Origin of the sequence: Aliidiomarina sanyensis (assembly GCF_003987175.1) — a bacterium.
GTDB lineage: Bacteria > Pseudomonadota > Gammaproteobacteria > Enterobacterales > Alteromonadaceae > Aliidiomarina > Aliidiomarina sanyensis.
In genome coordinates this window covers 45,289-58,241 of sequence record NZ_PIPM01000007.1, presented here as the reverse complement: position 1 = coordinate 58,241, position 12,953 = coordinate 45,289, and the positions used below count along the sequence as shown (strand labels likewise).

At 50.1% G+C, this 12,953-nt stretch carries 8 protein-coding genes; 3 read left to right on the top strand and 5 right to left on the bottom strand.

Going from position 1 to position 12,953, the window contains the following annotated elements; all coding sequences use genetic code 11:
* Positions 1–38: 38 nt before the first annotated feature.
* The 3 genes from CWE11_RS07860 (at position 39) to CWE11_RS07850 (ending at position 4,112) form a co-directional block, all read left to right on the top strand.
* Positions 39–1,253 carry a BaiN/RdsA family NAD(P)/FAD-dependent oxidoreductase gene (locus CWE11_RS07860; RefSeq protein WP_126777070.1) on the top strand — a complete coding sequence of 405 codons (1,215 nt, stop codon included), beginning with the start codon at positions 39–41 and terminating at the stop codon, positions 1,251–1,253.
* Between the two features lie 249 nt (positions 1,254–1,502).
* Complete coding sequence (locus tag CWE11_RS07855; protein ID WP_241971757.1) at positions 1,503–3,470, top strand: protein-disulfide reductase DsbD family protein; 1,968 nt, start codon at positions 1,503–1,505, stop codon at positions 3,468–3,470.
* 30 nt (positions 3,471–3,500) lie between these two features.
* The gene (locus CWE11_RS07850; protein ID WP_126777068.1) at positions 3,501–4,112 is read left to right on the top strand and encodes a redoxin domain-containing protein; all 612 of its coding nucleotides are present in this window, start codon (positions 3,501–3,503) and stop codon (positions 4,110–4,112) included.
* A gap of 49 nt (positions 4,113–4,161) precedes the next feature.
* Here the strand turns inward: CWE11_RS07850 and CWE11_RS07845 are convergent, their stop codons facing one another.
* The 5 genes from CWE11_RS07845 to CWE11_RS07825 all read right to left on the bottom strand — a co-directional run bounded on the left by CWE11_RS07845 (position 4,162) and on the right by CWE11_RS07825 (position 12,898).
* Positions 4,162–6,891, bottom strand: coding sequence for a putative bifunctional diguanylate cyclase/phosphodiesterase (locus CWE11_RS07845; RefSeq protein ID WP_126777067.1), 2,730 nt, complete (start codon positions 6,889–6,891; stop codon positions 4,162–4,164).
* A 233-nt stretch (positions 6,892–7,124) separates the two neighbouring features.
* The gene (locus CWE11_RS07840) at positions 7,125–8,078 is read right to left on the bottom strand and encodes a hypothetical protein (protein ID WP_126777066.1); all 954 of its coding nucleotides are present in this window, start codon (positions 8,076–8,078) and stop codon (positions 7,125–7,127) included.
* 593 nt (positions 8,079–8,671) lie between these two features.
* Positions 8,672–9,874, bottom strand: a complete 1,203-nt coding sequence (locus CWE11_RS07835) for an E22 family MetX-like putative esterase (RefSeq protein ID WP_126777065.1) — start codon at positions 9,872–9,874, stop codon at positions 8,672–8,674.
* A 57-nt stretch (positions 9,875–9,931) separates the two neighbouring features.
* A complete protein-coding gene (locus CWE11_RS07830) occupies positions 9,932–11,578 on the bottom strand; it encodes a long-chain fatty acid--CoA ligase (protein WP_126777064.1) in 1,647 nt (548 codons plus the stop codon).
* A gap of 24 nt (positions 11,579–11,602) precedes the next feature.
* Positions 11,603–12,898 carry a GntP family permease gene (locus CWE11_RS07825; protein ID WP_126777063.1) on the bottom strand — a complete coding sequence of 432 codons (1,296 nt, stop codon included), beginning with the start codon at positions 12,896–12,898 and terminating at the stop codon, positions 11,603–11,605.
* Between the last annotated feature and the right edge of the window lie 55 nt (positions 12,899–12,953).

Genomic DNA, 12,953 nt, shown 5'->3' with positions numbered 1-12,953 from the left:
ATGTCATTCAACCAAGCGCTGCTCGCAAAAGAAAACCGATGGCCGAACCACATAAATCACTTGTTACTGTTGATACCCTTATACTCGGGGCCGGCGCTGCTGGATTAATGTGCGCTATGCAGGCAGCACAGCGGGGCAAATCAACTCTGGTTTTAGATCACGCGAAGCAAGCGGGCAAGAAGATACTAATCTCCGGTGGCGGTCGCTGTAACTTTACGAATTTACATACAAGTCCTGAGAATTTTCTCTCTGAAAATCCGCATTTCTGTAAATCAGCTTTGAGTCGTTACACCCAGTGGGACTTCCTTGAACTCGTGAATAAACACGGAATTCCGTGGCACGAGAAAACCTTAGGGCAGTTGTTCTGTGACGACTCTGCAAAAGACATCGTGCAAATGCTCTTGCGTGAGTGCAAGTCTGCTGGGGCCAAAGTTCAGCTACGAACCGAGATTTTATCTGTTGACTACGATCACGGCTATCGCGTTCGAACGTCTGAGGGTGACTTCGAAGCCAAGTCCTTGGTCATCGCGACAGGCGGTTTATCCATGCCTAAACTCGGCGCAACACCGCTGGGTTACCAAATTGCCGAGCAGTTTGGACATCGTATCGTTCCGGTCAGGGCTGGACTCGTTCCATTTACCCTGCACGATCACGATAAAGCTGCCTATGAAGAACTGCCCGGCGTTGCCACTGAAGTCATCGCTGAAAATCAACGAACCGCATTTAAAGAAGCCATGTTATTCACCCACCGCGGGCTGAGTGGCCCTGCCATGTTGCAAATTTCATCCTACTGGTTTCCAGGGGAATCACTGGAGGTAAACCTACTGCCACACCTCGATGTCAGCGACCTCCTCAAAACAGCACGCCAAGAGACACCCAAGGCAACGGTCGCAAGTTGCCTCGCCAAGCACCTCCCGAAGCGCCTCGTTCAAGCGCTTCAAACCCAAAGTGAGACACGCGGTGTGCCATGGCAGCACAAAGCCTTGGGTGATATTTCAAATGTAGAAATCGAGAAAATAAGTAAGTACTTACATTCATGGAGTGTTAAGCCAAACGGCACCGAAGGATATCGCACAGCGGAAGTCACGTTGGGAGGTGTCGATGTAAACCAAGTGAGTTCCAAGACCATGGAGAGCCAGCTACAACCGGGACTTTATTTTATTGGGGAAGTATTGGATGTAACCGGTTGGCTCGGTGGATACAACTTCCAGTGGGCGTGGAGTTCCGGCTGGGTTGCAGGGCAATCGGTGTAAAAACATCCCAATCCTCTCAAGACACCTCTTTTTTAGGCCAATTTATCGCAAAATTCAGTTATTCATACATCGGAATGTCTCAGCAGGCCGTATGATGAATTTACGTGCGAAATTAACCAACAGTTGCTTATGAATCTGCGAACCACGCTCTATGTCACATGGATCAGTTGTCTTCTCGTTTTGCTGTCAGTAACGAGTGCTCACGCTTCGCGAACTGAAATTGTTGAACAACCGCACCTGGAAGCTCAAATGCTTTCAGAATATCAGGAGGTCACGCCCGGCCAGACCTTTGCAGTCGCCGCCAAGCTTATGCCTGAAACCGGATGGCACACCTACTGGATCAATCCAGGAGACTCCGGATTAGCAACGGTCATTGAGTGGACACTACCCGAAGGAGTCGAGGTCAGTGATATTGAGTGGCCCGTTGCATCCAAATATAACATTGGACCGCTCTCTAACTACGGCTTTGAAGGCACCACCTACCTCATCTCAAACATCACGATTCCAGCTGACTTTGCCGAGGATTTCCTCTCCATTCAGGCACGGGTCGATTGGCTCGTCTGTGAAGATTGGTGTATTCCGGGTACTGCTGAGTTTGACTTTGAGATTCCCGTCGGCTCCGCAACACTTGCGGTAAATAATGTCGATTCGTTTGCAGCAGGACGCGCCAACCTGCCTGAGATTGCAGATTGGCGCGGTCAATACGACATTCAATCGCGTCAGGTCACGTTGATCGTGGATCATCCCGAAGCCGCAGCCATGGGGCAATCAGATCAATTTTATGCGTATGTTGGGGCGGGTGAGTTAGTCGAACACTTTGAGTCTGGAGATGTTCAGGTCGTCGATGATCTCTTGATTGTGCGTCGCACCCTCAATACCTATTTCAACCAAGCACCTGATTCGTTCCCGTTGCTGCTTGTGGATGGACAACGTGCCGTTCAATTGACCGTCACTGCGAGTGATGAAACAGCGGCTTCGAGTGCCTCCGGATCAGGAAGCGCACCACAAAGTCTTCTTTTGATGGCGGGCTTTGCCTTTCTCGGCGGCTTAATCTTAAACCTCATGCCGTGTGTTTTTCCGGTGTTGTCGCTAAAAGCCTTGCACCTCGCGAATAGCGGTCACCGACAACGGGGTGACGCACTCTGGTATACCCTCGGTGTGATTTTAACCTTCGTGGCCTTTGCGGCCTTACTCCTTGCATTACGCGGAGCCGGTCAAGCACTTGGTTGGGGTTTCCAGCTGCAAAATCCGTGGCTGATTGCGACTCTCGCGCTCTTGTTCGTTGCGATTGGCCTCAATTTAAGCGGCGTCTTCCAATTCGGTACTCGATTAATGCAACTGGGGCATAGTGAAACGGCAGCGAAAGGCGGAGCAAAAGGCTCGTTCTCGACCGGTGTCCTCGCGGTGATTATCGCCAGCCCATGTACCGCCCCCTTCATGGGTGCGGCGTTAGGTTTCGCGATAACTCAGTCAACTGGGGTGGCGCTCCTGATCTTCGCCTCCCTTGGTCTTGGTATGGCCAGTCCGTTTATCGCGCTTGCCTTTATTCCCGGGGCGAGCCGGTGGTTGCCGAAGCCAGGTGCATGGATGGAAACCTTCAAACAGTGGATGGCGATTCCTATGTATCTCACCACCGTTTGGCTTATTTGGGTGTTCGGTCGCCAAGCGGGGATCGATAGTGCTGCTATCTTATTGATCGGGCTAGTTTTGTTTTCCACCGCGCTGTGGTGGCATGGCAAAGGTCAACTCCAAGCAACACGCTCCCTCGGACATCGTATCCTGGTCCTTGTGATGTTAGCACTCGGTATGGGCAGTTTACCCGCTGCTATGCAATTCCAACAAGGCGCCGTGATGGCAAGTGAATACGGGCAAAGTTGGCAAGCTTGGAGTCCCGAGAAGCTCGAAACGCTCAAAGGAGAGCAACCTGTCTTCGTGAATATGACTGCCGATTGGTGTATTACCTGTCTTGCAAACGAACGGGTCGCCCTTGAAACATCCAGTACGCGCGCGCTATTTGCCGAACACGATATTACCTATTTAAAAGGGGATTGGACCCTACGTGATGAGCGCATCACTGCTTATCTTGAGCAGTATCAACGCAATGGGGTGCCGCTGTATGTCCTTTATTGGCCAGGTCAGGAGCCACAAATCCTGCCACAGATTTTGACTAATGGAATTGTCTCAGAGGCAATTCAGCGTGCTTCAGAAACTATGTAAATCATCGGCCGGAAGGCCTTGGAGGAAACCATGAACTTGAAAAAACTCGTGATTGGCCTGAGCGCCGCACTGATGACCACCGCTGCTGTCGCCAACCCTGAAATTGGCCAGCCTGCCCCATCCTTTACTGCAGTTGATACCCAAGGAGTCGAGCATTCATTGTCTGACTTCAGCGGTTCGACCGTGGTCTTAGAATGGACGAATCATGACTGTCCGTTTGTTGTTAAACACTATGCAACGAATAATATGCAGAACCTGCAGCGCGAATTGACAGAAGACGGTGCCGTTTGGTTGACGGTAATTTCTTCAGCGCCAGGAACGCAAGGCCATGTGTCTCCTGCGCAGGCCGACGAACTGACCGCAAACCGTGATGCCGCACCAACGGCCGTTCTTCTTGATGAGGATGGAACCGTCGGGCGCGCCTATTCAGCGCGCGTCACGCCACATATGTACGTAATCGATGCTGAGGGTATCTTGCAATATGCCGGCGGTATTGACTCCATTCCGACTGCAAATCACGACGACGTTGCTCGTGCCGAGCCTTGGTTTGCTGACGCAGCCCGCGCTGTGATGGCGGGTGAATCTGTAGATCGGCCGGTCACGCGCCCGTATGGTTGTACGGTAAAATATGCAGACGAATAAGCGCTAATTGAGACACAAAAACGGTGCACTTAAGCACCGTTTTTTTATTCTAGGCATGGGCTTTTTCAGCGAGCTTTTGAATCTCACTGAAGGGCATGGGTCGGTAATAGTAAAACCCTTGAATTGCATCACACCGCTTTTCCTTACAAAACTTTACTTGGTCTTCGGTCTCAATCCCTTCAACAATCACACGCTTGTTGAGTTTCTGCGCCAGCTCAATGACACTCTCGGCAACTTGGTAGGCCTGAGATTCAGGCTCCAGTTCGTGAATGAATGTCCGGTCGATCTTGATCACATCCAGCGGAAGCTTATAGAGCATACTCAGGCTCGAGTACCCAGTGCCAAAGTCATCAATAGAAATGCTCAACCCAAGCTTCTGTAATGCGCGGAGCTTTTCGGGAATCCGGTGCTGGTCATCGGCAAAAATGCTTTCCGTGACTTCAATATGTACTCGCTTACCTGAGACTCGACTGTTTTCCATCAGGTACTGAACCCGATTCACAATATCTCCCCGATGAAATAATCGACCCGAGAAGTTGAGTGAGACAAACCACCCCGTGGCATCGAGTTGATGCAAATCTCGAAAAGCCTTACGAAACACAATGTCGCTGATTTCCAAAATCTGTCCCGTATGCTCAGCGACCGGAATCAATTCGCCGGGGGAAATCATTGAGCCATCGGCTTGGGGCCATCGAATCAGTGCCTCTAAACCTATAATTTGTGCATCCTTGGTGGCAACAATCGGTTGGTAATAAACTTCAAACTCATCGTTCAAGATCGCCTCTTGAATGCGTGCCCGCAGTTCGACTTCGCGGTTGTAACTCGCAGCCATAATGGGCGCAAAGAACAAGTAGGTATTTCCGCCCGAGCGCTTGGCCCCTGTCATCGCCATATCGGCATTTTGAATCATCAGCTCAGCGGACTTCTCACTAAAATCTGCACTCGCGATCCCGATACTTGCGGTCAAGTGAATTCCAACACCATCAAGAACGAAAGGTTGACGAATCTCCAGAAGCAGACGATTCGCGAGTTGATTCAGATCTTCACTGCTCTTACTCTCGGTCACAAGAATGAACTCATCGCCACTGAAGCGAGAGACCAGACTGTTAGGCCCACCAACCCGGCGGATCCGTTCGCCGACATCCGATAACAAATCATTGCCCAAGGCAATACCGATGGTGTCATTAATTGGTTTAAAACCATCCAAGTCGATAAACATCACGTACACGGTGCGTCGTTTTTCGTCGAGCATCCGTTGCAATCGCTGCTCTAGGACATCGCGCCGCACAAGCCCGGTTACGCCATCATAGGTAGCAAGTTGATGCAGCTTATCCCGTTCCTCTGTCAGTTGCTTATTGGAATCTGCAACAATAACCAAAAGCAATGCGAACAGACTCGAAAGGATAAACACAAATTGGTTTACCCGCGCACTACGCCAAATCACCTCAGTACTTTGCATGGCAACATAAAAGCTTCGATCATAGACGCCGAGCAGTGTTGCCATACGCGCATAAACATACGGATTCTGTGTTTCAAATTCTGATTTTTTAAAGTACTGGAATTGCTCCCCAACCGTGGCAATAACAAGGTCTGTACTCACCTCAGCATACACCGTGAAGAAATCAAGGAACCGGTTGACAGGTAAATTGACGATGTTAAGGACATCAAGCGACATGACCACTTGTAAGGACTCACGCGGTTCATGCGTTCCGACACCGCGATATGGTTCAGGTACTAGGGGTGTAGTGAGGTACATAAGAGGCGCACCATTCAGCGTACTTTCTCGTGAAACCAAGGCGGCTTCCGATCCAAAGGCCGTATCTAGCCACTCGGAGGGTGGGTCACGGCGCGACGCATCCACGGTCCATGCTTGGTTGTGTGCATGAGGGGAGAGCGCTTCATATAAAAGCCGCCCGTTTGCATCGTATAGCGCAAGGTGTACGACAATCGGGTGGTCTTCAAGAAACGCCATACTATCGGGCAATAGGGTTATTTCTTGATCACTCAGATGACTCCAATGCACCGCGTGCCGACGCAATCCGCTTAAATGCTCGTCAAGACGCGCATCCACATTATTGATAGTTTGCTCTAATAATATTTCTGCACGGTCATCAATGTCGCGGATAATTTGCGCAGAGAGCGAAAACCAAATCACGATCCCAACCATGGACACCAAGCTCGCAGGGACGAGCACGGACGTATCAATCTTAAAAGCTTCATGACGCCACTTGAGCCGAGCAAAAAACATCACCGCAGTGAGCGCAATCAAGAAATTGACGGCAATAAAGCTCATCGGCAACGGTAGGTTTAAGTTATGCGTATCCGGGAACCAACCATAGGCAAACAACACAAGTGAAAGGGCGAGGGAAAAATAAGCAGCAATAAACCAAACCACGCGCCCAACAGCCATCCGAGGGGGGAATAAGAAGGCCAAGCCAATCAACAAAAAATGGATATTGATGGCGATTCGAAGCAAGGTTCCTTGCTCGAGAAGAATATCCGCATCCGTTGCTATGCGATCCGCGAGTTGTGCCAGTGCCAAGAACACACAAGCAGCACCAATCACAATTTGTGTGATACGTCCGCCGACAGCAACACCAATAAAGCCGAGTGCGACGATCAGAGCCCCAAAGGCAGTTCGCATGGGAATAATTTCGAGGAGGGTATAGGGTGCTGTGAGGTAGTAAAAAACAAACCCGACCAGGCCCATGACTCCCGCGGTCATCGCTGCAACATAATACACCGCACTTGCGGATGTTTGGGAGTTAAGCCCGATCAACGTAAGTTACCCCTGTATTCGCCAATTACCGTTGCAATCAGCTCATTCGCGATATATTCGCGTTTTTTGTTTTTTTACGAAGCAGATGCAATATCTTCTGTTTTATAGAAATCCGTGCCATCTGACAACCTAAATGATACGAAATTGTTAACTTCGGATTCAGATTTTCGAAGTCCAAATAAAAAAGCGCCCGAAGGCGCTTTTTTCCGAGGTACTCAAACTTGGACGTGTACCTATTGAACGGTGCAAGTTACCGAGTGAGCGATCACCTTGACGGTTCCTCCGCCTGCAACTTCGCCGTAATAAGTGGCTCCATCATCGGCAAAGGTGTCACGATTGCCATTGAAGTTGAACTGACCGGGGGCAAGCTGCACTCGACCATTGCGATGTCTTGGGACATCTGCACCGACATGCAAATGGGTTTCAAGAAGTCCAAAAGCAGAGTCGATAATAAATGTACCAGAGAAAAACCCATTGGTGCCGTAGTCATACTCAAAAGTACCGACCGCTGTTCCACCACTGTAATTACCGGCACCTGCGTAAATTACTGCAGAGCCTGAATCACCTGGTTCTACTCCTTCAATTACCCAACCCCAGTTGCTCGCACCATAGGCAGAGAAGCGCGTATCACTGAATGCATAACCGGTTTCTGAACCTTCACACACTTGCAGTGGGGGTGGTGGCTCATGATCAGGACATACCGCTTGATAGCCGAAATACATGCCCCAATTCCCGCCAGAGGGGTTAGGTCGTGTTCCTTTACCCCAAGCGGTCTCAGACTGTGTGCCCTTCGAGACATCAGCGTGCGCAGCGATGAGGTAAAGACTATCGCAAGTAAGGCCAAAGTTACTCATGGAAAACGAGAATGTAATCGTTGTGACCGAAGGATCAAATTCCTGCTTGTGCGGCAGTTGAGAAGGCGTTAAGTTCCCGCCATTGTTGAGGGGAACCCCATTGGCCCAATCCCCAACATAGAGATCGGCTTTCGACATTTCCCAACCATTTTCTGTTGTGAAAACAACGGTAATGGTATCTTCATCATTGCTCACGCAAACTTCGCCAACATTAATTGTCTGTCCGGCGAGCAGATCTTGGCAGACTTCATTGGCCTCTACCGTAGCCACCGATGAGAAGCTCAAAGCAGCAACGGCTGCGGCTGAGAGCATCAAATGTGTTGCATAGTTCATAGCTAGACTTCCTTACCGAGCGGGGGAGTGCTCGAATGACGTCATACTCAGCGTTTTACCTCCGCTGATCCTACCGGGGTACTGCACAAACCCATTGAATCCGGTGAGCTAAGACTAGGCGTTATGTTAGGTATTTGTAATATATTACGATGATCATATATTAAGTAAGTGCATGTTTTTTAATCACTTTGGCTTGATATGCCAAAGATCATATTTTGTTTGGGATAGCGGCTTGAAGCAAGAAGTTGGAGGTTGTCAGCGGGTATAAAAATCTGATTTTTGGAGAGGTTTTACGTGAGGCAGTTATGAGAAGACCTCATCCATGAGGTCGAATTCATCCATGTCATTTTTCCTTGGGTAATAGCCCCTCTCAGCTCCTCGCTTATCCTGATGCGTTCCGTGCACACAAAATGAGGAGGTGAGAGGAAGCACACGTCCGTGTGCGCATATTTAATCAATGAGAAACCATCAATCAAAGAAAAGCCCCTACCACTGCTATGAAAGTTATCATAGTAGCCGGTAGGGGCAAACCGTCAATTTGTAACAAATTGTTAACTGACTATATGAGACACCACAGTTTCATGAAGCCTTGGCTAGGGAAGCTCGTCGCGTAAAAACCGAGAAATCGCTTCCGCTTGCTCTGTAATTCCAAAAACGCCATCTAGGTGTCCCCATGGTCCGGCAAGCTCGAGATAGGTGCTCTCCTTCCCTAAATCAATCAGCGTTTCATGGGCATCGCGTGCCAGATAAGGCTGGAGTAGGAGATCGTTACTTGAAGGAATAAACAAAGAGCGCGCTTGCACATTCGCAAGCCCTTCCCGCAGCGTGTCTTGGTACCCGGCCATAAATAACTGATTGGCGCGTACCAGATACAAAATGTGGTTTGCATCTGCATAGGTTGCTCGCATGCGTGCCGCCGCTTGCAACTGCTCAATAACCAGGAAGTCATTGCGGATGTTCTCCAAAGGAGCCGCTTCCCGCGGCGTACTAGCGCCATACAATTGGTTCACGATCAGCGGATGCATTGCGGTCAATGTCACCATTCCAAGTGCTTGCTCGACACCTGCACGAGGCGGTTCAGCGTCGTAATAATCACCGCCATTCCAGTTTGGGTCGTTCAAAATCGGATTTGCCCAAAGCTGCAGTGTTGCAATCGTCCATGGATCAGCAGCACCCATTCCAATAACGGAAATCATGCGTTCGACCCGCTCAGGATAGGCAGCAGCCCAGTCCAACGCCTGAAGTGATCCCATTGATGCGCCAATAACTGCATGTATACGCTCAATGCCAAGTTCATCCAGCAGGAGCTTTTGCACATTGACAAAATCACGAATGGTCACCACCGGAAAATCAAGACCATACCGTCTGCCGGTTTCCGGGTTGATACTCGCAGGTCCGGTCGTGATGACGCGCGGATTATGCGGTTCTTGATTGACCAACGTATCGACGCTGAGTACAAAGAATCGATTTGTATCTATTGCTTTTCCAGGGCCAATAATCGCATCCCAGTAACCGGGCTGAGGATCTTCTTCCGTATATCGACCAGCTGCGTGACTATTACCGGAGAAAAAATGCGTAACTAAAATGACGTTACTCTTGTCGTCGTTCAGCTCGCCGTAAGATTCCCATCCGACACGAACCTCCGGAATTACCTGTCCTCCAAAGGTTTTAAAGTTCGTGGTCACAAATTCCTTTTTTTCGACCAAAGGCAACGATTCCGCATGACTTACGGAAATCGTTGCGCTGAGCGCTGCAATCAAGAAACATCCCAGCAGATATTTTGATCCTAGATTCATGTACAGTCTCCTTGCGAATCCGTTTGAAACAGAAAGCCGGCGCTTATCAAGAACGGCTCATTTTGACTCGAGATGTAAAAACCATTGTTCACGGAGTTCATTCTTACGTACTTTCCCAGTTCCGGTCTTCGGCAACTCGGTTACAAACTCCACGGCATCCGGCGTCCACCATTTTGCGATTTTACCCTGCAGATGTTTATAGATATCGTCGGCTGTCACCTGAACACCCTTATTAGCGACCACAAGTAACAACGGTCGCTCATCCCACTTTTCGTGCTTCACGCCAATCACCGCACACTCGTTGACGCTCGGATGGGCACTGACAATATTCTCTATTTCAATCGAGCTAATCCATTCACCGCCACTTTTAATCACATCCTTTTTGCGATCCACGACACGCATGTAACCTTGCCGATCAATCACCGCAATATCCCCGGTTGCTAGCCAGCCCTGGAGAAACGCACTGCGGTCTTCATTTTTATAATACTGCGAACAAATCCACGGCCCCTTGACACGCAGTTCGCCGCTTGTCTCACCATCGTGAGGGACGGGTTGATCATCCGCATCAAAAATTTCCATGATAACGCCAAAAGCTGCCTTTCCTGCTGTTGTTTGCAAGGTGTATCTCTCGCTTGCAGGAAGTGCCATTAACGCCGGAGTTGGCGGTAATGATGTGGCCAACGGACCGGTTTCTGTCATACCCCAAATGGGCTGCCAATAGACGTTGTAGCGCTCCGCATAGGTCTTCACCATACCAAGCGGGGACGCTGCGCCACCCACGCACACCCGTTTGAGTGGGGTCTTCGTCACATCGATCTCACTCAAATAATTATGCAGCGTGAGCCAGATAGTTGGCACACCCAAACCAACCGTCACTTTCTCTGCTTCGATCAACGACCACATACTCGCGCCGTCCATGCCCGCACCCGGTAGCACTAATTTGCAGCCTGCTAATGGAGCTGCATAGGGTGCGCCCCACGCACTCGCGTGATACATAGCCACCATCGGCAAGAGCACGTCATCTTGACGTAAATCGAGAAGTGCAGCGCTCACGGTCGCCTGAGCATGCAACACCATGGCGCGATGCGAATACAGAACACCTTTCGGATTCCCTGTGGTCCCTGAGGTGTAACACAGCGAACTCGCTTGGTCTTCATGGAGATCCGGCCATGGAAATGATGTGGCGTGAGGCGCAAGTAAGTCCTCGTAACAGTGAACATTCGAAAGGGTTGTTTCAGGCATATGCTGCCGATCCGTCAGAACAATATATCCCTTGACCGTTGGTAATGCGTTTTGGATTTGTTCCAAAATGCCCAAGAAGCCCAGGTCGACAAAGATATAGGTATCCTGCGCGTGATCGATTACATATTGAATTTGCTCAGGAAAAAGCCGTGGATTCACGGTGTGGAGAATCGCTCCATAACCCGATACGCCATAATAGAGCTCCATATGTCGATGGGTATTCCACGCAAGCGAAGCAACACAGTCACCCGGCTGCACGCCGAGCTTTGCAAGCGCATGCGCGACTTGATTGCTCCGCTGCCAACAGGCTTCATAGGTGTATCGGTGAACATCACCTTCGAGTCGGCGACTCACAATTTCTTGATCGGGAAATTGCTGTCGACCGAAGTCGAGCAAATCAATAATCCGCAACGGAGATGACATCATATTTCCAGCGGTTGTGTGGATGAGTCCCTCAGACATCTGGTACTTCGCTCCCATTTTCCGTTAGAACATATTGAACAGCATGATGGCCAGTGCGAGTCCAACCATCGGCACCACGACCGTCACCGCTCCCACTGCCCAATAGGCGTCTTTGTGCGTCTCATTACAGATAGCTCGGATGGTGGTGACGACATACCCATTGTGCGGCAGTGAATCGAGCGCCCCGGACGAGATCGAAACCACCCGATGCAATTGTTCAGGGCTCACACCTTGTGCCAAGTAATGTGGGCCGACTTCCGGAAGCGCGATAGCCTGTCCGCCGGACGCCGATCCCGTTAAGCCTGCAATAACGCTTACTGCAATGGCTGCACCAATGAGTTCATTGCCTGGAATCGACGTCATAGCCAATACCGCCGTTTCAAATGCGGGTGTCACCCGCGCGACCGAACCAAAACCGACCACCGCTGCCGTATTCCCGATCGCGATCAATGCACCCGTTGTGGCCGCACTGAGGGCTCCTTGAATATCGTGAAAGAACTTCCAATTAATGATCATGATGGCGAGTACGCCCCCTAACAGGGCGATGATCAAGGCCATTTGTGCGTACTTCGTGTGGAAAATAAATGAAAGCGCTAAGACCACCACAAGCGGCAAAAGACCGGTAATCGGATGAGGACGCCGCCGATCAGACAGCACTGGGTCGCCTTTGCGCTCTACAAAGTGCTCGCCGCGCGCAACCGCCTTGTTGATGATTTTCATTAACCACCAGTAGCCAAAGATGGCCATGAAAACCGCAACGACCAAACTCACTTCCCAAGCCGCATAGGGCGAAGTACCCAAGTAGGCAATCGGAATCCAATTCTGAATTTCGGGTGAACCTGCCGATGTCATCGTAAAGGTGACTGAGCCAAAAGCGAGCGCAGCAGGGATAAACCGTCGAGGCAGGTTCGCATCCTTAAAGAGACTCAGAGCCATGGGGTAAACTGAGAAAGCGACGACAAAAACGCTCACCCCGCCGTAGGTCAAAATTGCGCAGGCCAGAACGACCGCGAGTACAGCTTTGCTTTTTCCTAGCTTATGAATAATCCATTCGGCCACACTGTCTGCAGCCCCTGTATCTTCCATAAACTTGCCAAAAATCGATCCGAGCAAGAACATGAAGAACCAGGCGGCCACGAAACCTGAAAAACCACTCATGTAGTTTTCCACAAAGTTTATGTCCCCAAGGAAGACTGGAATACCACTGGTTAACCCGACAATCAGCGCACAAATGGGAGCGCTGATGAATAAATTCCACCCGCGTAGCGTCAGCACAATAAGAAGTGCTAACCCCCCAACTAACCCGATCATGCTCAGCATGTATCACCTCATTTCTTATTATTTTGGTCGCTCTCGCGGCCAGCGTGTTTTTTAA